This is a genomic window from Corynebacterium pacaense, from assembly GCF_900169525.1.
GTDB classification, from domain to species: Bacteria; Actinomycetota; Actinomycetes; order Mycobacteriales; family Mycobacteriaceae; genus Corynebacterium; species Corynebacterium pacaense.
On record NZ_LT821240.1, the window covers coordinates 273,311 to 296,973 of the forward strand.

At 65.4% G+C, this 23,663-nt stretch carries 21 protein-coding genes; 15 read left to right on the forward strand and 6 right to left on the reverse strand.

What is annotated here, in order from left to right; genetic code table 11:
- The first annotated feature begins 14 nt into the window (after positions 1-14).
- The 5 genes from B7E02_RS08405 to B7E02_RS08425 are packed head-to-tail and all read left to right on the forward strand — an operon-like array spanning position 15 to position 4,664.
- Complete coding sequence (locus B7E02_RS08405) at positions 15-1,127, forward strand: M24 family metallopeptidase (RefSeq protein ID WP_080794943.1); 1,113 nt, start codon at positions 15-17, stop codon at positions 1,125-1,127.
- Entirely contained in the window at positions 1,124-1,843 is a 720-nt protein-coding gene (locus tag B7E02_RS08410) for an SDR family oxidoreductase (RefSeq protein WP_080794945.1), read from the forward strand. The genes B7E02_RS08405 and B7E02_RS08410 overlap by 4 nt, the downstream gene beginning before the upstream one ends.
- Positions 1,844-1,866: 23 nt before the next feature.
- Complete coding sequence (gene cbiE, locus B7E02_RS08415) at positions 1,867-3,180, forward strand: precorrin-6y C5,15-methyltransferase (decarboxylating) subunit CbiE (RefSeq protein WP_080794946.1); 1,314 nt, start codon at positions 1,867-1,869, stop codon at positions 3,178-3,180.
- Positions 3,181-3,954: a precorrin-4 C(11)-methyltransferase gene (gene cobM, locus B7E02_RS08420; RefSeq protein ID WP_080794947.1), complete on the forward strand. Its 774-nt coding sequence runs from the start codon at positions 3,181-3,183 to the stop codon at positions 3,952-3,954.
- Positions 3,942-4,664 carry a cobalt-precorrin-6A reductase gene (locus B7E02_RS08425; RefSeq protein ID WP_080794949.1) on the forward strand — a complete coding sequence of 241 codons (723 nt, stop codon included), beginning with the start codon at positions 3,942-3,944 and terminating at the stop codon, positions 4,662-4,664. Before cobM ends, B7E02_RS08425 begins: the two co-directional genes overlap by 13 nt.
- Here the strand turns inward: B7E02_RS08425 and cobJ are convergent.
- The 3 genes from cobJ to B7E02_RS08440 are packed head-to-tail and all read right to left on the reverse strand — an operon-like array spanning position 4,636 to position 7,982.
- Complete coding sequence (gene cobJ, locus B7E02_RS08430) at positions 4,636-6,117, reverse strand: precorrin-3B C(17)-methyltransferase (RefSeq protein WP_080794951.1); 1,482 nt, start codon at positions 6,115-6,117, stop codon at positions 4,636-4,638. The genes B7E02_RS08425 and cobJ overlap by 29 nt on opposite strands.
- On the reverse strand, positions 6,114-6,770 hold the full coding sequence (locus B7E02_RS08435) for a precorrin-8X methylmutase (RefSeq protein WP_080794953.1): 657 nt from the start codon (positions 6,768-6,770) through the stop codon (positions 6,114-6,116). Before B7E02_RS08435 ends, cobJ begins: the two co-directional genes overlap by 4 nt.
- 9 nt (positions 6,771-6,779) lie before the next feature.
- A complete protein-coding gene (locus B7E02_RS08440; protein ID WP_080796860.1) occupies positions 6,780-7,982 on the reverse strand; it encodes a hypothetical protein in 1,203 nt (400 codons plus the stop codon).
- Between the two features lie 57 nt (positions 7,983-8,039).
- On the opposite strand from B7E02_RS08440, the gene B7E02_RS08445 reads away from it, so the two are divergent.
- The 5 genes from B7E02_RS08445 (at position 8,040) to B7E02_RS08465 (ending at position 16,113) form a co-directional block, all read left to right on the forward strand.
- A complete protein-coding gene (locus B7E02_RS08445) occupies positions 8,040-9,356 on the forward strand; it encodes a lipase family protein (protein WP_080796861.1) in 1,317 nt (438 codons plus the stop codon).
- A gap of 166 nt (positions 9,357-9,522) precedes the next feature.
- Positions 9,523-13,107, forward strand: a complete 3,585-nt coding sequence (gene cobN, locus B7E02_RS08450; RefSeq protein ID WP_080796862.1) for a cobaltochelatase subunit CobN — start codon at positions 9,523-9,525, stop codon at positions 13,105-13,107.
- A 38-nt stretch (positions 13,108-13,145) separates the two neighbouring features.
- Positions 13,146-13,703, forward strand: coding sequence for an FxsA family protein (locus B7E02_RS08455; protein ID WP_080796863.1), 558 nt, complete (start codon positions 13,146-13,148; stop codon positions 13,701-13,703).
- A complete protein-coding gene (lnt, locus tag B7E02_RS08460) occupies positions 13,700-15,259 on the forward strand; it encodes an apolipoprotein N-acyltransferase (RefSeq protein WP_080794956.1) in 1,560 nt (519 codons plus the stop codon). Before B7E02_RS08455 ends, lnt begins: the two co-directional genes overlap by 4 nt.
- Before the next feature lie 41 nt (positions 15,260-15,300).
- A complete protein-coding gene (locus tag B7E02_RS08465) occupies positions 15,301-16,113 on the forward strand; it encodes a polyprenol monophosphomannose synthase (RefSeq protein WP_080794961.1) in 813 nt (270 codons plus the stop codon).
- Positions 16,114-16,194: 81 nt separating this feature from the next.
- Here the strand turns inward: B7E02_RS08465 and B7E02_RS08470 are convergent, their stop codons facing one another.
- Positions 16,195-16,587 (reverse strand): RNA polymerase-binding protein RbpA, encoded by a 393-nt coding sequence (locus B7E02_RS08470; protein ID WP_080794963.1) that lies wholly within the window; start codon positions 16,585-16,587, stop codon positions 16,195-16,197.
- 225 nt (positions 16,588-16,812) lie between these two features.
- Between B7E02_RS08470 and B7E02_RS08475 the strand changes: the two genes are divergently transcribed.
- The 3 genes from B7E02_RS08475 (at position 16,813) to B7E02_RS08485 (ending at position 18,104) form a co-directional block, all read left to right on the forward strand.
- The gene (locus B7E02_RS08475; RefSeq protein WP_080794965.1) at positions 16,813-17,145 is read left to right on the forward strand and encodes a hypothetical protein; all 333 of its coding nucleotides are present in this window, start codon (positions 16,813-16,815) and stop codon (positions 17,143-17,145) included.
- A gap of 119 nt (positions 17,146-17,264) precedes the next feature.
- Positions 17,265-17,921 carry a YceI family protein gene (locus B7E02_RS08480; protein WP_245802293.1) on the forward strand — a complete coding sequence of 219 codons (657 nt, stop codon included), beginning with the start codon at positions 17,265-17,267 and terminating at the stop codon, positions 17,919-17,921.
- Between the two features lie 3 nt (positions 17,922-17,924).
- Positions 17,925-18,104, forward strand: coding sequence for a hypothetical protein (locus B7E02_RS08485; protein WP_080794969.1), 180 nt, complete (start codon positions 17,925-17,927; stop codon positions 18,102-18,104).
- 8 nt (positions 18,105-18,112) lie between these two features.
- On the opposite strand, the gene B7E02_RS08490 is transcribed toward B7E02_RS08485, so the two are convergent.
- On the reverse strand, positions 18,113-19,609 hold the full coding sequence (locus B7E02_RS08490) for a SulP family inorganic anion transporter (RefSeq protein ID WP_080794970.1): 1,497 nt from the start codon (positions 19,607-19,609) through the stop codon (positions 18,113-18,115).
- A 468-nt stretch (positions 19,610-20,077) separates the two neighbouring features.
- Between B7E02_RS08490 and B7E02_RS08495 the strand changes: the two genes are divergently transcribed.
- Positions 20,078-20,563 (forward strand): phosphoribosyltransferase, encoded by a 486-nt coding sequence (locus B7E02_RS08495; RefSeq protein WP_080794972.1) that lies wholly within the window; start codon positions 20,078-20,080, stop codon positions 20,561-20,563.
- Here the strand turns inward: B7E02_RS08495 and B7E02_RS08500 are convergent.
- Complete coding sequence (locus tag B7E02_RS08500; protein WP_080794973.1) at positions 20,560-21,876, reverse strand: SAM-dependent methyltransferase; 1,317 nt, start codon at positions 21,874-21,876, stop codon at positions 20,560-20,562. The genes B7E02_RS08495 and B7E02_RS08500 overlap by 4 nt on opposite strands.
- Positions 21,877-22,200: 324 nt before the next feature.
- Between B7E02_RS08500 and B7E02_RS08505 the strand changes: the two genes are divergently transcribed.
- Positions 22,201-23,616 carry an NAD(P)/FAD-dependent oxidoreductase gene (locus B7E02_RS08505; RefSeq protein WP_080794976.1) on the forward strand — a complete coding sequence of 472 codons (1,416 nt, stop codon included), beginning with the start codon at positions 22,201-22,203 and terminating at the stop codon, positions 23,614-23,616.
- Positions 23,617-23,663: the final 47 nt, after the last annotated feature.

Here is a 23,663-nt window from a genome sequence, read left to right on the forward strand (position 1 = left end):
TAGGGTTGGATGCCATGAGTATTTTTCCCCCGGAGGTCTACACCCGCAGGATCGCCGCTGCGCAACGAGGTGCGAAGGCGGCGGGCCTTGACGGCCTCATCATCGGAAGCGGTGCGGAACTGGCGTACCTGACCGGTTCCTGGCTATCCACGCATGAGCGACTGAGCGCGCTGGTGATCCCTGCGGATGGTGCACCCACCATGGTCATCCCCGCCGTCGACCGCGGGGATGGTGCCCTGTCCGCCATCCCGGACCTGAACATCATCGCATGGGTCGACGGTGAGGATCCGCACGCGCTCGCGGTGGGGGCGGTGGGCGCGGAGTCGATCTCGGCTCTCGCCATCGGCTCGAGCATCACCGCCGATCACCTGATTCCGCTGCAGGAACTGATGGGGCGTTCCGCTCAGACGGTGCTCGCGGCACGGGTTCTCGCCGAACTCTTCGTGGCGAAGGATCCCGAGGAGATCGACCAGCTCCGCGCAGCCGGCCGCGCGATCGACCGCGTTCACCGGCAGGTTCCACACCTGCTCCGTGCAGGACGGACGGAGAGCGAGGTGGCCGATGACATCAGCGCGCTGATCCTGCGGGAACACAGCGCCGTCGACTTCATCATCGTCGGTTCCGGCCCCAACGGTGCCAACCCGCACCACAGCTTCTCCGACCGCGTCCTGGTTCCCGGCGACGTCGTCGTCGTCGACATCGGGGGCACCTACGGTCTCGGATATCATTCCGACTGCACGCGGACCTATGTCGTCGAGGGCGGGGTGGTTCCGGAGGATTTTCGGAGACTCTACGACGTCCTGCACGAGGCTCAGCTGGCCGCCCGCACCCAGGCGCGCCCCGGGGTCACGGCGTGGTCGGTGGACAGCGCCGCGCGCGGAATCATCGAGGACGCCGGCTACGGCGCCGAGTTCATCCACCGGACCGGGCACGGCATCGGACTGTCCACCCATGAGGAACCCTTCATCATGGCCGGCAATGAGCTGATCCTGGAACCCGGAATGACCTTCTCCATCGAACCGGGGATCTACGTCGAGGGCCGGTACGGTGCGCGAATAGAGGATATAGTCACCATCACCGAGGACGGCTGTGAGCTTCTGAACAATCTTCCCAGGGAGCTGCGTTGAGTATCCTCATCCTCGGTGGGACCTCGGACATCGGCGGCGAGATCGCGAGGCTGCTCTGCCCCGGTGAACAGGTCGTCCTGGCAGCCAGGCGCCCCGGGGCGCTGCCGGAACTTCCCGGGGCGGAGGAGGTCCACCCACTTGCTTTCGACGCCACGGTTCTCAGTTCCCATCGCGGGCTGATCACCCGGGCGTTCGAGCTCGCCGGGCCGATCAAGGTGGCGGTGGTCGCCTTCGGCATGCTCGGGGACCAGCATCTGGCGGAATCGGACGAGAACCATGCCGTGGAGATCGCGACCCTGGACTACACCGCACAGGTTTCCATGCTCACGGTGCTCGCCGATGAGCTGCGAAAGCAGAGCCAGCGGTCCACCATCGTCGCCTTTTCCTCAATCGCGGGCTGGCGGCCGCGACGCGCGAACTATGTTTACGGGTCCACCAAGGCCGGGCTCGACGCCTTCTGCCAGGGTTTGAGCGATGCGCTGCACGGCAGCAACGTCTCATTGATCACCGCCCGCCCGGGGTTCGTCATCGGATCCATGACCAGGGGGATGTCACCGGCGCCGATGTCGGTGTACCCCTCCGATGTCGCCACGGCCGTTGTCCGGGCGATCAATGGTCGGCGCAGCACAACGATCTGGGTGCCCGCCCGGCTGCGGATCCTTGCCTGGATCATGAAGCTGGTGCCCCGACCGGTGTGGCGAAGAATGCCGCGCTGAGATGAGCAACTAGATTAGGTGGAATGAACCAACCCCTGTCTGCCGCCCGCGTCGAGGTGGCTGAGGCGACGGCACCGAAAGCGCCGGAGGAGAGCATCACCGTGGTCGGCATCGGCGCCGACGGTTTTGATGAACTCGGCCACACCGCCCAGACCGTCCTCCGGCGGGCCGAGGTTGTCATCGGCTCCTGGCGTCAGCTCAACCTGATCCCCGATTCCATCCGGGCCGAACGCAGGCCCTGGCCGTCGCCGATGCTGCCCGCGATCGAACCGCTTTTCCATGAGTACACCGGAATGCGCATCGCGGTTCTGGCCTCCGGCGATCCCATGTTCCACGGTGTTGGATCGACACTGAAAAGGGTGCTCGGGATCGAGCGCATCCGCGTCATTCCCCATTCCTCCTCGGCGTCCCTGGCCTGCGCACGTCTGGGCTGGGCCCTGGATGTGACCCCGGTGTCCTCACTGGTCTCCCGGGAGGTGGAGACCCTGATCCCGTTGATCGATTCCGGTATCCGATTCCTGGTCCTGGGAAGGGATGAGCGCAGCGCGCCGGACATCGCCAGACTGCTGGTCGACATGGATCATCCCGCCCACCGGATCACGGTGCTCAGCGATCTGGACAGCCCGGACGAGGAGATCGCCCGCGGCAGCGCCGCGCAGCCGCCCCAGCCGGTGTCCTCACTCAATGTCATTGCCATCGAACCACCGCCGGGGCTGGGAACCGGGACCCGCTCGTTGCTTCCGGGCCTCGGGGACGACTCCTTCGAACACGACGGGCAACTGACCAAATCGGATATCCGCGCTCTGACGGTCAGCGCACTGGCACCGCGACCGGGTGAGGTGCTCTGGGATATCGGTGCGGGCTCCGGTTCGATTGCCATCGAGTGGCTGCGGGCGCTGTCACTGTCTGGTGGTCCGCGCGGGCAGGCGATCTGTTTTGAATCCGATCCGGACCGTGCGGCGAGGATCACCCGCAATGCCGCCCGCCTCGGTGTGCCCTGGCTGAAGGTGATGGGGGCGGCGCCGAAGGCGCTCAACGACGCCCGTTACGAGGGCCTGGCCCCGGACGCGATCTTCATCGGTGGAGGGGTGGGCGTCGATAAGCTCCCGGAAACCGCATGGACCCTGCTGCGTCCGGGCGGGCGTATCGTTGCCAATGCGGTGACCATCGAATCGGAGCAGACCCTGATCAGGCTGCGCGCCACCCATGGCGGATCGCTGCGCCGGATCCAGGTGTCCACAGAGCACCGCGTGGGCGGTTTCACCGCGTTCAAATCCGCTCTGCCCATCACCCAGTGGCGGGCGAGCAAGGCGATCTTTCCAGAAGGAGTGTTCTAAGTGACCGTCTATTTCATCGGTGCCGGCCCCGGGGCGGCGGACCTGCTGACGCTGCGTGCGGACAGACTGATCAGGACCTCACCGGTCTGTCTCTACGCCGGTTCCATCGTGCCGGAGGAGGTTCTGGACAACACGCCCGAGGGCGCCGAGGTGATCAACACCGCACGGATGCCGCTGGAGGAGATCATTGAGGTGATCAGGCGTGCCGACGCACAGGGCAGGGACGTGGCGCGGCTGCACTCCGGTGACCCGTCGATCTACTCGGCGCTGGCCGAGCAGGCCAGAAGACTCACCACCCTGGGAATCGAGTATGAGATCGTCCCCGGTGTCCCGGCGTTCTCTGCGGCCGCCGCGGTTCTCGGGCATGAGCTGACCGTGCCGACGGTGGGGCAGAGCGTCATCCTCACCCGCGTCGGAGGGCGGGCCTCGGCGATGCCCGACGGCGAGGATCTGCCGACGCTCGGCAGATCGGGTGCCACCATGGTCATCCACCTCGCGGCGCACGACATCGACCGCGTCGTCGCCGAGCTGCTGCCCAACTACGGCCCGGAGTGCCCGGTGGCCGTCGTCGCCTATGCCTCACGGCCGGAGGAGAAGACCGTCCGCGGCACCCTGGCCGGCATCGCCGACCAGGTCAGGGAGGCGGGGATCGTACGCACCGCGGTGATCATCGTCGGCAGGGTGCTCGCGGCGGAGGGCTTCCCCGACAGCTTCCTCTACTCCGACGACCGCCCCCGCGACGAGAACGGACGAACACTGACGTGCACGCACTGATTCTCGGAGGTACAAGGGAGGCCAGGGATCTCGCCCCGCTGCTGCTGGAGCGGGGCTGGCGGGTGACCAGCTCCCTCGCCGGAAGGGTCCGGGATCCTGCTCTGCCGGCGGGGGAGGTGCGCATCGGCGGATTCGGGGGTCCGCAGGGATTGGCCGACTGGATCGCGCGGCACTGCGTGGATGTCATCGTCGATGCCACGCATCCCTTCGCCGAGCGGATCTCGGCATCGGCCGCCGCGGCCGCGGGTGAGACCCCGCTGATCGCGCTGCACCGACCGGCGTGGCAGGCCGAGGATGAATGGACGATGGTGGCCTCGATGGAGGATGCCGCGGCCGCGTGCGGGGAGAGCGGACGGAGGATCTTCCTTACCATCGGCAGGCAGAACCTTCACGTGTTCGCGGATTCCGGGAACGACTTCCTGATCCGCTGTGTGGAACAGCCGGTGGAACCGCTGCCGGAGCGGCGGCTGATCCTGCTCTCCCGTGGCCCCTTCACCGTCGAGGGTGAGATCACGCTGATGCGCGAACACCGTATCGATGCCCTGGTGACCAAGAACTCCGGTGGGACACTGACCGCGGCGAAGCTGGAGGCGGCCCGGGAACTGGGGGTCGAGGTGATCATGATCGAGCGTCCCGGTCTCCCGGAGGTGGACCTGGTGGTCCACAGCGCGGAGGAGGCCCTCAATCGGTGCTGTAGCGCCGTGAGGTGAACACCCTCGTGCCCTGCGCGCCCTCATAGGTGCTCGTGGTCGAGGCGCCGAAGATCAACAGGGTGCGCATGTCCACGACCCCGGGATCGAAATTCTCCAGGTCGGTGACCGTGACCTTCTCCTCCGCGGACCCGACGGCCCTGGCGACGATGACCGGGGTCCGCGGGGAGCGGCTCTCCGCGACCAGGCGCTTGAGCTCCTCCACCTGCTGGCGACGGGTCCTGGACGCCGGATTGTAGACCGCGAACGCCATGTCCGCGCCGCACAGCGCCCGGACGCGCCGCTCCACGATCTCCCAGGGCTTGAGACGGTCCGAGAGTGAGATCAGGGCGAAGTCGTGACCGAGGGGTGCACCCACCCTGGAGGCCACGGCCTGGGCCGCGGTGACACCGGGGACCACCCGGACCGGGACATCCCGCCACTGCTCGTCATCGGCGGTTTCCAGAACCGCGGCCGCCATGGCGAACACGCCGGGATCACCGGAGGAGACCACCGCCACGCGACGTCCCTGCTTCGCCAGGTCCAGAGCCATTGCCGCACGCTCTGCCTCGACGCGGTTGTCGGAAGGGTGCAGACGCTGCCCCGCTACCGCTGGCACACGGTTGACATAGGTGGTGTACCCGACGACGTCGGTAGCCCGCCGCAGTTCCGCGGTGACCTCCGGGGTGGTCCACATGGGATCACCCGGGCCCAGACCGACAACGACGACCTCACCCTCCGCCTCCGCGGGGGCGGCGACGGTGGCCGTCGAGGGGACGATGATGCAGGAGAAGTAGGGAATGTCCGCGGGATCGGCCGCGAGCACGGGCACCATGGTCTGCTCCGGCATCGTGGCCCTGCTGACCACCCAGGCACGCTCGGCTACACCGGCGTTGATCAGGGCCGTCCGCACCTTCTCGAAGGTGCGGCCCAGTTTCATCACCACCGCCGTATCGGTGCCCCGCAGACGATCGCTCAGCTCGGGCAGCGGAAGAGTTCCGGAGAGGATGGTCAACACCTCCTCCTCCTCGGCCAGTGGTTGTCCCAGCATGTCCGCCGCCGCGGTGATCGAGGGGATACCCGGGATGATCTCGGCGGGGAAATCCTCCGCCAGCAGGCGGTGGAGGTGCTGGTAGGAGCTGTAGAGCATGGGATCACCGAGAGAGAGAACCGCCACGGTGCGCCCCTGATCGAGGTGGGCGCGCAGACGCTGCGCTGCGTCGAGGTAGAACTCCGCCATCGCCCCGGCGTATCCACCGGGGTGCTCGCTGATACCGGTGGTCACGGGGTATTCCAGGAGCTCATGGATCTGGCCCGGCCGCATGTAGCGTTCCCCGATGGTCCGGGCAGTGGAGGTTCCTCCGCGCCGTGCGTGATAGACTAGGACATCGGCCTCGCCGATGGCGCGGGCGCCCTTGACGGTGAGGAGCTCCGGATCCCCCGGTCCCACCCCGATACCGATCAGCCGGCTCATGAGAGGATCTCCTGTTCGGTCGCCAGCGCGTTCAGTGCCGCGCAGGTGATCGCGGAACCGCCCCGCCGCCCGTGGACGGTGAGATACTGCGTGCCCAGGTACTCCGCTCGCTCGCCGAGTTCAGCCTTGGATTCCGCGGCTCCGACGAATCCGACGGGAATGCCGATGATCGCGGAGGGCCTGGGCCTGTTAGGATCCTCCTCGATCCAGTCGAGGAGATGGAACAGTGCCGTCGGCGCGTTGCCGATGGCCACCACCGCCCCGTCCAGGCGGGGTGCCCACAGTTCCACGGCCGCAGCGGAACGCGTGGTTCCCAGCCGCTGGGCCAGTTCCGCGGTCCGGGGGTCGTTGAGCAGGCAGAGCACATCATTGTCGGCGGGCAGCCGCCTCCTGGTGACGCCGGTGGAGACCATCGTGACATCGGTGATAATTGGTGCCCCGGCAGCCAGAGCACCACGGGCTGCGGGAACCAGGCCGGGGGAGAAGGCGATGTCCCGGGACAGATCCGTCTGCCCGGCGGCGTGGATCATCCGTACCGCGACCTGCGCCTGGTCCGCGGTGAATTCACTCAGGTCCGACTCGGAGCGGATGATGGCGAAGGACTGGCGGTAGATCTCATTGCCGTCGGTCTCATAGGGAGTGGAAGCAAGCACGGTTGTTGTCTACCTCTGGTGGATGTCGTAGCTGGATTCGGCGGTGGCCTGGTACTCGGTGTGCGGGAAGTTGGGATGGCCGCATCGACGTGCGCATCCCACGAAGTGAACATGTCCCTGACCGTCGAGCTGTCCCTGTCCGAGCGCGATCTCGAGGTCAGCGCGAACATCGGAATGGGACTTCCCGCAACCCGGGAGACCCGTGCACGCGGTGGCCCTCAACCACGGAGAACGCTCATCAAAGATCAGACCCATCGGGGCGAGGACCTTGACCACCTCCTCCGCCACGCACTCGGAGAGACCGGTGATCACCAGGGAGTTCCACGGAGTGACCGTGGTCGGAGCATCGACGGCCGCGAGGAACCGCGCCAGGCGGGAGGAGAGCACACCCAGCCGCAGCCCCGCGCCCAGGCTGATCCCCTCCTCCGTCTCTATCCACCCGATGGGGGCAATCGCCCGTGGTCGGAGTGCCGGGAGGGCTTCGATGCGCCGGACACGGCCGTCCGCCAGCAGCGACTCCGAGATTCCGGGAATGATCTCCGGTCTCTCCTTGACCCGCCACGCAGAACCGCGCCCGGCCTGCCAGATGTCAGCGGCACGCACCAGGACTGCGGCCGCATCGTCACCGGCCACCGAAAGACCGACAGGCCGGGCCGCGAGGAAGAGCTCGAAGACACCGTCCCTGGCGAGGAGGCCGAAATCCGGGTTCTCCGCGATGATCTCGCCGCCACCGGCATCCAGGCCGAACAGGGTCCGGCCCGCGAGCCCGGCGGCCACCGGGGAGGCGATCAGCTCCGCATCGAGCCGGTCGACCAGGGTCCGGAGTCGGGGTTCAAGGGGGGAGGCGATGATATTGCGTACCAGATCATGGGCGGGTGAGGGGAGATAGCCCGCCTCCGACATGGAGGCGACGAACCCTGACTGGTCACTGATCCCACGGATCTGAAGATTGCCCCGTGAGGTCAGGTGGATTCGACCGTCGCCGAAACCGTCGGCGAGGTCGGCCATGGCCAGCCAGTCGGACGGGTCGAGGTGACCACCGGGCATCCTTATCCGGCCGATCAGGCCATCATCGGCCTCATGCATGCGCAGCGCTCCGGGGCACCCGTCCCCGCGGTTCCGGTCGCCCAGTTCGAGCGAGGCGGAAACCAGGTGTGAGACACCGGATGGGGGAGGGCTGGCGGAGCTGCCGATCGAGTTCTTGGACTCCATGATCATCATCCTATGTCAGCGGATTCCGTGATCCGCATTCACCTAGCATCGGAGGACATGGTGGATAAGGGATACCGAGAGTTTCACCCGGGGGCGGTCATCCGCGCCGGGGCCGGCGCCCGTATGGGACGAAGTCTGCTTCCGCTCGCCGCGGAGGCCTCTGCCGCGGTCCTGCGCCGGGTCAGTGGCAGGACACCGCGCCCCGCGCGTGCGGGGGCACCGGAGCTGGTGCCCGATTTCGGGGCGGCGTCACGGACCCCGGGGATGGCGGGGGGCACCCTGGTCAACGTCGCCCCGCTGCGGGTCCTGGGCACCGGCGGTGAGCTCAACCCCGCCAGTTCCTACCGTTTCGAGTACGTCACCGGCGACTCCCACGGAAACATGACCACCGCGACGGGCGGGGTGTGCTTTTCAAAGACCCCGTGGACCGGCGGTCCCCGTCCCGTGATCGTTCTGGCACCCTCGACCCAGGGGGTTGCCGCGCACTGTGATCCCTCCCATACCTGCGCGATCGGGTTGAATGTCTATTATTCCCCGCCACTTGACGCCATCGCCGCCTATGAGCTTCCCGTGTTCACCTGGTTCCTGGCCAACGGCGCGGATGTAGTATTCATCGATTATCCCCGTGACCCGGTCCTGGGAATCCAGTCCTACTGCGATTCCATATCCGCTGCGCATTCGCTTTTCGACGCCCTGCGTGCCGCACGGGAACTGGGGGTGGCGGCGGATAGTCCCGTGGGCCTCTGGGGATTCTCCCAGGGCGGTGGGGCAGTGGGTTGGGCCGCCCAGCTCGCAGAGGGGCACCCCGACATCTCACCGCGTGCCGCGGTGGTCGGGGCCCCGCCCTCCGAGCTCGGCGAGGTGCTGCGTGAGGTCGACGGTGGCCTGCTGACCGGGGTGATCGCCTATGCCGTCGCTGGCTTGTCGGTGAGCAGACCGGAGCTCCATGACGAGATCATGCCCAAGCTCACCGCCGAGGGTCTGCGCATCATCCTGCGCAACGTCGCCACCTGCGCCGGGGGAACCCTGCTGGCGAGCGGGTACCGCGACACCGCACGGTGGACGGTGAGCGGGCACCGGCTCCACGACATCCTCGATGACCTGCCCGAGGTCTCCGCGGAGTTCCGGCGACAGCGCCTGGGTGGTATCGCGCCGGGCATGCCGGTGCTGCTGTGGGGTTCGCGCCACGACGACGTCATCCCGGTCGCCCAGGTGCGCAGGGTCCGCGACGCCTGGTCCCTGGCCGGCACGGATCTCAGCTACCACGAGTCCCGGGCACCGAAGGTACCCGGACGCACCGGAGTCAACCACTTCGGTCCCTACTTCCGTCACCTCCGCACCTATTCCGGGTGGCTTTTGGACCAGCTGCACTGAGCGCATCGGGTAGTGTCAACGGGGATGTTTGACGGGAGTGAATTCTCCACAAGGTGAAAATCCGAGCGGTCGCGCCACTGTCACAGCCAGACCATTTTCGTCACAACAACAACTTCAACATGCCTAAGGGGCGCGTGAACCCCGGAAAGGTTGCGTGGACGCAATCATGATCCTCCTGCTGTCGACCTCAGACACCGACCTGCTCTCCGCGAAGGCGGCGAACACGGATGAATCGGTGGACTACCACTATGCCAATCCCAGCACCATCTCCCATACCAGGTTGCAGGAGGAGCTTAACGACGCCTCCGTGGTCCTGGTGCGGCTGCTGGGTGGCAAACGGGCGTGGGAGGAGGGCCTCGGGGAGGTGCTTTCCTCGGGAAAGCCCGTGGTGGTGGTCTCCGGAGAACTCGCCGTGGACGCGGAACTGACCGAATTGTCCTCGGTCCCCGCAGGTGTGGTCACCACCGCGCACACCTACCTGGCCGAGGGGGGCCGGGCCAACCTGGTCAATCTGCACAACTTCCTCTCCGACACCGTCCTGCTGACGGGGCTCGGCTTCCAACCCCCGCAGCACATGCCGATGTGGGGTCATCTGGAGAGGCCGGAGTCACCGAACTCCGGACCCAGGATCGGCATCATCTACTACCGGGCCCAGCATCTGGCAGGCAACACCGACTACATCGCCGCGCTCGCCGACGCCATCGAGGAACGCGGGGCGCAGGCCGTGCCGATCTACGCCGCATCTCTGCGCCAGGCCAGCGATGACCTGCTCGACGAGCTGGGAACCCTCGACGCCCTGATTACCACGGTTCTCGCCGCGGGCGGAACCAAACCGGCCACCGCCCAGGCGGGCGGGCACGATGAGGCCTGGGATGTCGCGGCACTTGCGGCCCTGAACATCCCGATCATCCAGGGTCTGGCACTGACCTGGTCCAGGGAGCAGTGGGAGGAATCCGATGACGGACTCTCGCCGCTGGACGTGGCCACCCAGATCGCGGTCCCGGAGTTTGACGGCCGGATCATCACCGTGCCCTTCTCCTTCAAGCACTACGATTCCGAGGGTCTGATCGCCTATGTTCCCGATCGGGAGCGCTGCGCCCGGTTGGCCGGAATCGCCTTTAGGCACGCGCGTCTGCGGCACCTGGGCAACGTCGAGAAGCGGATCGTGGTCATGCTCTCGGCCTATCCGACCAAACACGCGCGCATCGGCAACGCAGTCGGCCTGGACACCCCCGCCTCCACACTGCGGGTCCTCCACGCCATGGAGGACGCGGGCTATGACCTGGGGGAGACCTCGGCGATTCCGGGATACGCGGACCTCGACGGTGATGCATTCATGCACGCCATCATCGAGGCCGGTGGTCACGACCCGGACTGGCTGACCGAGGAGATCCTGCGGACCAACCCGCTGCGCCTCGCCGCCGGTGACTACCAGCGCTACTTTGACACGCTTCCCGAGGGTATGCGTGCGGAGATGACCGAACACTGGGGGCAGGCACCGGGGACCCACTATGTCCATCCGGAATCCGGCGACCTGTACATCGCCGGGCTGCAATTCGGCAACGTGGTGGTCATGGTTCAGCCGCCACGCGGCTTCGGGGAGAACCCGGTGGGGATCTACCATGACCCGGATCTCCCGGCCAACCACCACTATCTCGGTGTCTACCACTGGCTGCGCAGCCATTTCGGCGCCGACGCGATCGTGCACATGGGCAAACACGGAAACCTGGAGTGGCTGCCAGGCAAGAACGCGGGAATGTCCGCCGACTGCTACACCGATCAGGCGATCTCCGAGCTGCCTTTGATCTATCCCTTCCTGGTCAACGATCCGGGTGAGGGCACGCAGGCGAAACGACGCGCCCACGCAATCCTCGTCGACCACATGATCCCGCCGATGGCCCGGGCCGAATCCTACGGTGACATCACCCGCCTGGAGCAACTGCTCGACGAGCATCAGAACATCGCGGCCATGGACCCGGGGAAGCTGCCGGCGATCCGGCAGGAGATCTGGACACTGTTGAAGGCCGCAAAGATGGACTCCGATCTCGGCTGGGATGAACGCCCAGATGATGAATCCTTCGATGACCACCTGATGGAAATCGACGGCTGGCTCTGCGAGATCAAGGACGTCTCCATCCGCGGTGGCCTCCACATACTCGGCGAGGCCACCAGTGGAGAGGTCCGGGTCGATCTCGTGCTTTCGATGCTGCGGGCCCGCCAGCTGTGGGGCGGGCAGACCGCGGTTCCCGGACTGCGCGAGGCGCTCGGCCTCTCGGAGGCCGGTGATGAAAACCGTACGCGTGTCGACGAGGTCGAGTCGCTGGCACGAGCACTGCTCACCGCGCTGGAGGCCGGGGGGTGGGACGCCGGGGGCGTCGACAGCCTCCTCGACCGGCTGCCCGAGGGGGCGGACCCTGCCGCGTTGAGGTCCCTGCTGGTCTTCGTCTGCGAGGAGATCGTGCCCAGGCTCGATGCCACCCCCCGTGAGATTACCCAGATCCTCAGCGCGCTCGACGGCGGCTTCATCGAGGCCGGACCGTCCGGGTCACCCATGCGCGGTCTGATCAACGTCCTGCCCACAGGCCGCAACTTCTACTCGGTCGATCCCAAGGCCCTGCCCTCGCGGCTGGCCTGGGAGACCGGTCAGCTGCTGGCGGATTCGCTGATCGAACGCTACCGCGCCGACCATGACGGCGCCTACCCGACCTCGGTGGGCCTGTCGGTGTGGGGGACCTCCGCGATGCGCACCTCCGGCGATGACATCGCCGAGGTGTTCGCACTGCTCGGCGTGCGTCCCGAGTGGGATGAGGCCTCCAGGCGGGTGGTGGACCTGCACATCATTCCGCTTGAGGAGCTCGGTCGTCCCCGAATCGACGTCACCGTTCGGATCTCGGGTTTCTTCCGGGATGCGTTCCCGCACGTGCTCGCCCTGATCGATGATGCGGTACAGATGGTCGCGGGTCTCGATGAATCCGATTCGGAGAACTTCATCCGCGCCAACGCCGCCACCGATGATGACGGGCGGGTGCTGCGGATCTTCGGCTCCGCCCCGGGCACTTACGGCGCCGGACTGCTGGAGCTGATCGAATCCGGAAACTGGCGCGACGATAGGGATCTGGCCGAGGTCTACTCGACCTGGGGCGGATACGCCTATGGCCGCGGCCTCCAGGGGGTGGAGGCCAGGGAACAGATGCGGCGGGCCTACACCCGGATCAAGGTCGCGGCGAAGAACGTGGATTCCCGCGAACACGATATCGCCGACTCCGATGACTACTTCCAGTTCCACGGAGGCATGGTCGCCACGGTCCGTGCACTCACCGGTGAGGACCCCGAGGCCTACATCGGCGACTCGACACGTCAGGAAACGGTGAAGACCCGCACCCTGCATGAGGAATCCCGCCGCGTCTTCCGCGCCAGGGTGGTCAATCCGCGCTGGATCGAGGCGATGCGCGCCCACGGATACAAGGGGGCTTTCGAAATGTCCGCGACCGTGGACTACCTCTTCGGCTATGACGCGACCACGGGGCTGATGGAGGACTGGATGTATGAATCGCTCACCGAGACCTACGTGGCGGATCCGGTGAACCGGGAATTCTTTGAACAGTCCAATCCCTGGGCGCTCAAGGACATCGCCGAGCGCCTGCTGGAGGCGGGTGAACGCGGTCTGTGGAAGGAACCCAGCGCGGAGTCCCTGGACACTCTCCGCGGGACCTACCTGGAGGCTGAGGGTTGGCTGGAGGAGCGTCAGTAGATTCCTGACGCTCCCGCGGAGACGGTAGTGTGGTACAGGTGCCCGCAGTAATAGCAATCCTGTATCTGTTCGTCGAAACCGCCGCCTTCGTCGGTGTCAGCCTCTGGCTCGGCCTAGGCTGGGCCAGTGGTCTGCTCCTGATCACCTTCTTCGGGGGTCTCCTGCTCGCCGCGGTGGAGATGCGGCGGATCTCCCGCACCGCCGCGGTCGATGAGGTCAGTGGCCGGGCGCAGCCCGGGAGGACGCTGGGCAACCTCGGTCTGACCGCGGCCGGAGCGGTCCTGGTGGCCATTCCCGGATTCGTCTCCTCCATCATCGGCCTCCTGCTGATCATCCCGCCGACCCGGAGCATGGTCAGGGGGCTGCTGGCGCAGCGCCTGCGCACCTTCGTCGAGAACCTCGGCGTCAGGGGCTTCGAGGCGGCGAACAGCTACCGCACGCAGGCCTCCTACGGCAGTTTCGGCGGGGGCCCGCACGCGGGTCCACCCGTCGTCATCGACGAGGAGGAGATTCAGGAGTGGAGTAGCCACGTCACCCCCGAGGATTTCGGGCGGCCCGATTCCGGGAACCTCGGTAAGCAGGATCCCGAGAAGTGAGACTGCTCCTCCGGCTGCTGATCGCAGCGGGCGGCGGTCTCTTCGTCTACGCCTCCTATGAACCGGTCGGATGGTTCTGGGCGGGTATCGTCGGTATCGCCCTGTTCTACATCTGCCTGTGCCCGTGGTCCTGGCGACCGGTCGCCGGTTCACCCACCATCGCCCAGGGAATGCTCCTGGGATTCACCCACGGACTCGTCCAGTATCTGCTCATGCTCCCCTGGATCGGTGAATTCGTGGGCAATCTTCCGTATTTGGCTCTCTCGGTCGTTCTCGCCCTCTACGCGCTGGCCACCGGTGCCGGGGGAACCGCGATTGCCCGCTGGCGGACGTGGGGCCCGTACCTGTTCCCGCCCTTCTACCTCAGCGTGGAGTATCTGCGCAGCCACTGGCCCTTCGGTGGCTTCGCCTGGGTGCGCCTGGCATGGGGGCAGATCGACGGACCCCTGGCCAACCTCGCCGCCATCGGCGGCCCAGCACTGGTCACCCTCGCCACGGTCTTCGCGGGTGTCGGGCTGGCCATGGTGCTGGTTTCCCGCCGCAGGGTGGCAGGAGCACTGACAACAGGTGCGGTGCTTCTTTCCGGACTGGTTGCGTCGCTCTACGTCGATCGCCCCGGAACGAGTTCCGAATCGGTGGAGGTCGCTGCCATCCAGGGAAATGTGCCGCGGATGGGCCTGGACTTCAACGCCCAGAGGCGCGCGGTCCTGGCCAACCACGTCCGGGAGACCGCCACACTGGATCACCCGGTGGATCTGGTCATCTGGCCGGAGAACTCCTCCGATGTCAACCCCTTCACCGATGTTGAGGCATCGGTGCTGATCAATCAGGCACTTGAGAGCGCACAGGCACCCATTCTGGTCGGTACCATCACCCAGGACGAGATCGGGCCGCGCAACACCATGGTGGTCTTCGATCCGGAGAGCGGCGCCGGTGATTTTCATAACAAGAAGTTCCTGCAGCCCTTCGGCGAGTACATGCCCTTCCGGGAGTTCTTCCGGATCTTCTCCTCCTATGTCGATCAGGCCGGGAACTTCCAACCGGGTGACGGCACCGGTGTGGTCGGGATGAATGTCGCCCGGCTCGGGCGCGAGGTGTCCGTGGGAATCCAAACCTGCTACGAGGTGGCTTTCGACGCCGCGGGCAGGTCCGCCATCGCCAACGGGGCCGAATTTTTGGCCACACCCAGCAACAACGCGACCTTCGGCTTCACCGACATGACCCACCAGCAGGTGGCGATGAGCCGGATGCGAGCCATCGAATTCGATAGGGCGGTGGTGGTGGCCGCGACGTCGGGGGTGTCCGCGATCATTGCACCAGATGGCACGGTTGATCAGAGCACCTCGATCTTCGAGGCGGCTACCCTGACCCAGGAGATCCCGCTGAAGCAGACCGTGACCCTCGCCGCACGGTCCGGTTTCTACGTTGAATTGCTTCCGGTTATTATTGGAGCGGTATCCGGCATCATTGCCCTCTGGGCTCATACCCGCGTGCCCGCAGGTGCATCCCCGACACAGAAACGGAAGGGATCGGGTGCGTCCCGCAGACGTGCATAGAGACTCTTCCCATTTCCGACCGGCCAAGGAGGCCCACCCTGATGACTAACCCGGCAGCTGGAGCCACCACACTGGTGATCATCCCCACCTACAACGAGCTGGAGAACATTCCCCTGATCGTCGATCGGGTCCGCACATCCACCCCCGACGTCGATGTGCTCATCGTCGACGACAACAGTCCGGACGGCACCGGTGAACGCGCGGATGAACTCGCCGCCACCGATGCGCACATCCACGTGATGCACCGCGAGGGAAAGGGCGGACTCTGTGCGGCGTACATGGCCGGCTTCGCTTGGGGGCTGGAGCGGGACTACACGGTTCTCTGTGAGATGGATGCGGACGGCTCACATGCACCTGAGCAGCTGCACCTGCTCCTCGCCGAGATTGACAACGGGGCCGATCTGGTGATCGGTTCACGCTACGTGCCCGGTGGCAGGGTGGTGAACTGGCCGCGGAACCGGTGGCTGCTGTCCAAGGGCGGCAACGTCTACATCGGTCTGGCGCTGGGCACCGGACTTTCGGACATGACCGCGGGCTACCGCGCCTTCCGCAGGGAACTCCTCGAGGCACTTCCGCTGGAGGAGCTGTCCAACGCCGGGTACATCTTCCAGGTTGAGATTGCCTATCGCGCCGTTGAACTCGGCTTCGATGTCCGCGAGGTTCCCATCACCTTCACCGAGCGTGAGATCGGCGAATCCAAGCTAGACGGAAGCTTTGTCAAGGACTCCCTGCTGGAGGTCACGAAATGGGGTGCACAGCACCGGGCCCGGCAGGCCAGGGACGTGGCCCGGGAGTTCTCCGGGCAGCTGAACTATGAATGGAAGCACCTCAGGAAGCGCCACCCCTGGATCTGACCCCGCTTCCGGGGGGGATAGGTGCGACAGGAGCACCGCACCCTCTTAAGGGTGCGGTGCTCCTTGTTCAGGGGAGGTTTCCTAGTCCGCGGTCTTCTCCGCGCCCTCGGCCTCCTGCTGCTGCTTGAGCAACTTTGCCGCATTGCGACGCCGCTTTCGCAGCTGCTCGATGCGCTCCTCGAGCAGTACATCGAGCTCCTCGATGGACCGGCGCTCACGGAGCATGTCCCAGTGCGTGCGCGGCGGCTTGACCGGTTTGGACTCCACACCCTCACCTTCGATGAGGATGCCGAGCTTACCGTTCTTGCACATCCACTCCTCGGGGATCTCCGCGTCATCGGCGAAGGGGACCTCGTAGATTTCTCCGTCCCCGGTCCTGTACTTCACCATCTGGCGTGGTGCCAGGTCGTGGTCCCTGTCCGTTTCATAGCTCACGGCACCCATGCGGCTGCCACGAAGAACGCGATCTGCCATCTGTGGTTTCAGTCCTTTACCCTCGGTGTGTAAAACGCCATCAGTTCAACGCCCGGGCATCGGTGGAAGTTCCCGCGGTCGATCCTGTCGGCGCTGTGCACTTGATGTGGCAGGTGGGGATCGTTGAATCCGCCCACCTGCGCCTGTCCAGACACACCAGTATAGCCAATGGGTCGGGAATCGTTGTCTGCCCGGCCATCCGCTAAGGTATAACCCGTGCCGACAATGACTCCTCTCCAGCAGGGTCCCACCTGCGCATGGTGTGGGAGGGATATTGATTCCACCGGGCGCGGCAGGCCGCGGAAGTACTGCAGCCAGGCGTGCAGGCAACGTGCCTATGAACAGAGAAACAACGTCTCCGGAACGCAGATACCGGCGTCGGCGGTCATCCTCACACCTGAGCGGGCCGAGCAGTTGAAGGATTCACTATTTGAACTGCGGTGCGCCGCCGAGGACATCGCCACGGCGGTCGACGGCGGTGAGGACCCCGATGAAGTCAGGGCCCTCTGTGAGGAACTAGTGGCAATGGCTCGGAAAATCGAGAAGTTGAGGTCATGAGTAACACATCCGAAAATATCCCCGGCGATTCCGCAGACACCGGGCGACCGGGTCCCGATCCGAAGCTGGTGGCCAGGCACAACACCGCGGTGAGATTCCGCACGCCCGTGGTCATCATCATGGTCATCGCCATCGTTGCGCTGGCCCTGCTCGCCGTGGGGCCGATGGTGTACAAACTGGTCATGGGCCCCGGCCTGCGCACGGACGGCATCCACGGAGGCGATACCGTTCCGGCGAGCACGGGGATGGACGGCACCTGGCGGGTCGTTCCAGGCGACACGCCGAATCATTCCTCCGCCGGCTTCACCTTCGCGGAGATACTGCCGGGCGAGCAGAAGATCACCTCGGGGTCCACCCCGGAGGTCTCAGGTTCCATCGAGGTCTCCAATGACACACTCACCTCCGGTCTGATCACCGTGGACATGACCCACATCACCACCGATCAGGAAAAGCGGGACATTAATGTGCGGATGAAGCTCCTCTACACCGATGATTTCCCCACCGCGACCTTTGAAGTCGGCCGGGAGGTCGACCTCTCCGCGGTTCCCGGCGATGGAAAGGTCGCGCAGGTGGTCATTCCCGGAGAGCTGACGGTCCACGGTGTGACCAGGGAGGTCTCGCCGACCTTCGATGTCCTGCGCAGTGGGGAGCGGGTGATCGTGGCGTCCGACATCGCGATCAACCGTCTGGACTACAATGTGGAGACCCCTGATTTCGTCGCCGCGAAGATTGATGAGAACGGCGAGATCAACGTCCGACTCACCCTGGAGAAATAACCCATGGCACATCGCATGATCCCGGCCCTCTGGCTGCGCCTGGTGGTGCTGATCGGTTTCATCGCGTTCATGGCCTGGGAGCGGCTGTGGATCCTCGTGGTGATCGGAGTTATCCTGCTTGCGCTGACCGCATGGCAGCTACTCTCCGCACACCGCCAGCGCGCGGCGATGGAGGAGAGCTGAGCGCCAGCTCAGCCCAGTTTTCCGCTGAGCCTCTCGAGCCGGTCCAGGCTCTCGCCGTCCAGGCCGATGATGGATACACTGCGACCCCTGGCGCGGTACTTCTGGACCACGCTGTCAAGGGTGGCCACCGTCGAGGCATCCCACACCTCCGCAGCCGCCAGATCGATGACGATGTCCTGCGAGGGGTCAGAATAGTCGAAGGCGTAGACCAAATCGTTGGAGGATGCCCAGAAAAGTTGGCCACTTACTCGGTAAATGCTGATGTTTCCGGAGGTTTCCCTCTCCACCCGGACAAGGTGCGCCACACGCCGGGCGAACATCACCATCGCGCCGAGGACGCCGAGCACCACCCCGATGGCGAGGTTGCCGGTCGCGAGCGTCGCCACCACGGTCACCAGCATCACGATGGTCTCACTCAGGGGCATCAGCCGCAGGGTGCGGGGGCTAATGGAGTGCCAGTCCATGGTGGTCACCGATACCATTACCATGATCGCCACCAGGGCGGCCATCGGGATCAACCCGACGATCTCACCGAGGGTGAGGATCAGCAGGAGCAGGAAGACTCCGGCGAGCACCGTGGACAACCGCGTCCTGGCACCGGATACCCTGACGTTGATCATGGTCTGCCCGATCATGGCGCATCCGCCCATGCCGCCGAGGAGGGCGGTGACGATGTTGGCGATCCCCTGACCGGCGCTCTCCCTGGTCTTGTCGGAGTGCGATTCGGTGATATCATCGACCAGTTTCGCCGTCAGCAGTGATTCCATCAGTCCGACCAGCGCCATGGCCAGGGAGTACGGCAGGATGATGCCGAGGGTGTCCAGGTTCAGGGGAACTTTCGGAAGGACGGGCTCCGGTAGGGAGGTGGGCAGCTGTCCCTGGTCGGAGACATTGGGAACATCGGCGCCACTCACAACCACGACGACGGTGGCCAGGACGATGACAACCAGGGGAGCGGGCACCGCGGTGGTGAACCTCGGCAGCAGGATCATGATTAGCAGACCCGCAACGAATAGCGGGTAGACCATGAACGGTACGCCGATCAGGTGCGGTATCTGTGCGAAGAACACCAGCAGAGCCAGCGCGTTGACGAAACCTATCATCACCGAGCGCGGAATGAAGCGCATGAGACGGGCGACCCCGAGCGCAGCCAGTCCAATCTGGATGACTCCGGCGAGAATGATCGTGGCCAGGAAGTAGTCGACCCCGTGCTCCCGAACCACGGGCGCGATCACCAGTGCCACGGCACCGGTGGCGGCCGAAATCATCGCCGGACGCCCTCCTGTGAAGGCAATTGTGATTGCCATCGTGCAGGAGGCGAACAGCCCCATACGCGGATCGACCCCGGCCAAGATGGAGAAGGCTATGGCCTCGGGAATCAGCGCCAGAGCGACAATGAGGCCGCCGAGGACCTCGATGCGGAGCCTGGCGGGTGAGGAGAACGCGTAACGGAATGATGCAAACACTCCGGTGGGGACCGGGGTTTCGGAAGTTGCCGGAGTCATGATCGGTCCAGATTATCCCCGTGTTCCGGGCCCGGCCAAACCGGACCCCGGGGGGTGATATGTCACTGTGACGTAATATCCCCCGATCCACCCTCTGCGCCTGATTATCTCCGTAGTCCGTGCGGGGGCGTAGACGGGGGTGCAATTGGGTGGAGTCGGATGGTCCCTGAGAACCTGGGAACCCTCGCCCATGGCGACCGTCCGCCGGCGGCGCGTCAGACATCTCGGCCTCGGGGATCCCTGCACGTCGGCGGAGGCGTCGGCAAGCCACCGCGTCCGCAGAGTTGATTAGCCAGTCGCGGACCCTCGGGCTGTATGTGTCACGGAGCAAGTGATCGAGTTCCTCGGCGGAGCATTCCCGGGTCCGGTTGATTTATCAAATTGTCCGATAATGTACATTATGTCATTTAATGCGGAGGGTGGCCCTGGGATGAAATCCCCCACCCACGGTTGACTACACTTTCATTCATGACAGAGGAACGCGAGATACTCACCTATGAGCTCTTCGGAACCGCGATGCGCGAACTGGCTCAGGACATCATCAACGATTACAAACCGGACTGTGTGCTCTCCATTGCCCGTGGCGGACTTCTCATCGGCGGCGCACTCGGATACGCGCTCGGCATCAAGAACGTCTCCGTGATGAACGTGGAGTTCTACACCGACATCGGCGAACATCTCGAGGAGCCGCTGATGCTACCGCCCACGCCGAAGGCGATTGACCTCTCCGGCATGCGCATTCTCATCGCCGATGATGTCGCGGACACAGGGAAGACACTCGAGCTGGTCCGTGACTTCCTCGGCGATCACGTCGTCGAGGTGCGCACCGCGGTGATCTACGAGAAGCCGAGCTCCATCATCAAACCCGACTACGTCTGGCGCAGCACCGACAAGTGGATCGACTTCCCCTGGTCGGCCGAGGAGCCCGTGCAGCCACAGAACCAAACCGCTTAACGACGCCCCCGCCGGTTGCGGGTGGTCACCGTGAACTGGACGGCGTCGAGCTGGCCGAGGCGCAGGAGCGCCTCGATGAGGGCGAAATGGTAGACCCACATCCTCCGGAAGACCACATCGAAGCCATCCGCGGCGGCCTCACGCAGCTGCCCCTCGAACAGCTCACGCTGCAGCTGCACGCTCTTGAGATAGTGTCCGGGAAAGTGCGTCTGCCCCACCACCCGCAACGATGAACCGCGATCGACCAGCCGGTGGACATCATCCACCCCCGGATAGTCCAGGGCCGGCCAGATGTAGGCCCGCAGCATCGACACCGCCTCCGCGGCCGCTGGGCCGAACTGCCCGGTGGACACCAGGCTCTGCATCGCCGCGTGCCCGCCCGTGGCAAGATGCCGGTCGAGCACCGTGATCAGCCTCTTCCTACCGCTCTCCCCCACCACCTCGAGTTTCTCCATGCACACGATCGCGTCGAAGGTGCCCGCCAGGTCGCGGGGCCCGGGGATCGCCTGCGGAATCAGCGTGGTGTGGACATCATCCTCCACCCCGGCGAGGATGAGCAGCTCATGGACGCTGCGCACCTGTTCCGGGTCGGCGGTCAGGGAATCCACCGTCGCGCCCCGCCTGGCGGCGAGAATCGCCACCGCACCGCCGGAGCTGGGAAGCTCGAGCAGATGCGATCCCGCCCGCACCCTCGCCGCATCGAGTAGGGTCGAGGCCGCCCGGCGCTGGGCCTCACCGAGATCCTCCCGCTCGACCGCAACGGGTTCGGCGATGGTCGTCACATCCACGAAGTGCGTCGCCGGTTCCCTTCTCCGGCCCGCCCCCGGGGCGTGGCTGGGCACCGCGGTACGAACCGTGGTGGGTACCCCCGATGAAAAGATCCCACCGAAACCGCTCATACCGTCACCGGAACTCAGCCGGATCAGCTCGGGCGGAAGTGCCCCGCCGCCGTCCTCGGACGGGGTCGGGAGCCTGACCGTGGCCGCGTGGCGTCCGCGGGGTCGGTAACCGGTGGCCAGAAGTGCGGCCAGGACGTCGGCAAGCTTCTCCGTGCGCCACTCGCCCGCCATGTAGCTCTCGGCAAGGCCGAGCCACCCGCTGGCCGCCAACCGTGGAAAAAGCTCCTCCTGGTCAACGGTGAGATCGGCGTTCGCGCCACTGAAACTAAGTCCCGCGTTCTGGCAGGCCCGTGCGAACCTCACCTCCGCCTGCCGTGCGCGCGGCTTGATAAAGGCCACCTCCGGCACCCCGGCAACGCCGGGCCAGCTCTCGGCGTCGATGGAGGCGAGGTGGTCAAAGCGGGGCTCTACCAAGGTTTTCCACACCTCCGACCGGGGGTTGAACTGTACTGTCAGGATTCTAGACGCACCACGATGCAACTCGTCGGAGGCGTGGCCGGAAAACTTTGTTAGGTCAATTGCGCGTTTTCTGCCGCGATTAAGGTGACACAGGCCATAAGAACGTGCATACTGTTCGTATGCGGGCGTCAATACCACAGATTTGTCCCCAAACAGACAGGATTACACGACCCGATCCTGTGGGTTTGGCCACGACGGTCTATCCTTTTAGGGGTACGCGTCGCCCACACGACTGCGCTTGAAAGCTTTTTATCAACTATCCAGGAGACTGTGACTTTAATGTCTGCAAACCCAACCCGCCCCGAGGGCGGTCGTCACCATGTCGTCGTCATCGGTTCCGGTTTCGGTGGCCTCTTCGCCACCAAGGACCTGGCCAAGGCCGATGTCGATGTCACACTGATTGACCGTACCAACCACCACCTTTTCCAGCCTCTGCTCTACCAGGTGGCAACCGGTATCCTGTCCTCGGGTGAGATCGCACCCTCCACCCGCCAGATCCTGAGCGGCCAGGAGAACGTGAACGTGGTCAAGGGCGAGGTCACCGACATCAACATCGAGGGTCAGACCGTGACCGCCTCGCTGGGCGACTTCACGCGCGTCTATGAGTATGACTCCCTCATCGTCGCCGCCGGCGCCGGCCAGTCCTACTTCGGCAACGACCACTTCGCTGAATTCGCACCGGGCATGAAGACCATCGACGACGCCCTCGAACTCCGCGCCCGGATCGTCGGCGCCTTCGAGCGCGCGGAGATCTGCGAGGATCCCGCTGAGCGTGAGCGTCTGCTCACCTTCGTCGTCGTCGGTGCCGGCCCCACCGGTGTGGAGCTTGCCGGACAGCTCGCCGAGATGGCGCACCGCACCCTCGCCGGTGAGTACGCCAACTTCAACCCCTCCTCCGCGAAGATCGTGCTGCTCGACGGAGCTCCGCAGGTCCTCCCGCCCTTCGGCAAGCGCCTGGGCCGCAACGCCCAGCGCACGCTGGAGAAGCTCGGCGTAACCGTCAAGCTCAACGCGATGGTGACCAACGTCGACGAGGGCTCGGTGACCTACAAGTCCAAGGACGGCGAGGAGCACACCATCGAGAGCTTCTGCAAGATCTGGTCCGCCGGTGTCGCGGCCTCCCCGCTGGGCAAGCTGATCGCGGAACAGGCCGGCATCGAGGTCGACCGTGCCGGACGTGTCCCGGTCAACGCCGATCTCTCCGTCGGTGAGTTCAAGAACGTTTTCGTGCTCGGCGACATGATGTCGCTGAACCGCCTGCCCGGCGTGGCACAGACCGCCATCCAGGGCGGCGAGTACGTCGCGGAGCAGATCGCCGCCGAGGCGGAGGGTCGCCCCAACACCGAGCGCGAGGACTTCGAGTACTTCGACAAGGGCTCGATGGCCACGGTCTCCCGCTTCTCCGCGGTGGTGAAGATGGGCAAGGTCGAGGTCACCGGTTTCGTCGGGTGGCTGCTGTGGCTGGCCGTGCACCTGATGTTCCTCGTCGGTTTCCGCAACCGCTTCGTCTCCGCCTTCAGCTGGGGCATCAACGCACTCTCCCGCAAGCGCTGGAACCTGGCCACCACCCGCCAGCAGCTCCATGCCCGTACGGCGCTGATCAAGCTCAACGAGGAAGTGGAGGAACTCAAGCTCGATCTTCCCATTGAGCTGCGCGATACCGCACGCTTCACCGGCAAGAAGGCCGAGAAGTAGCTGCCTGGTGCTACCGATCCCCGCCGCCCCCACGGGAGCGACGGGGA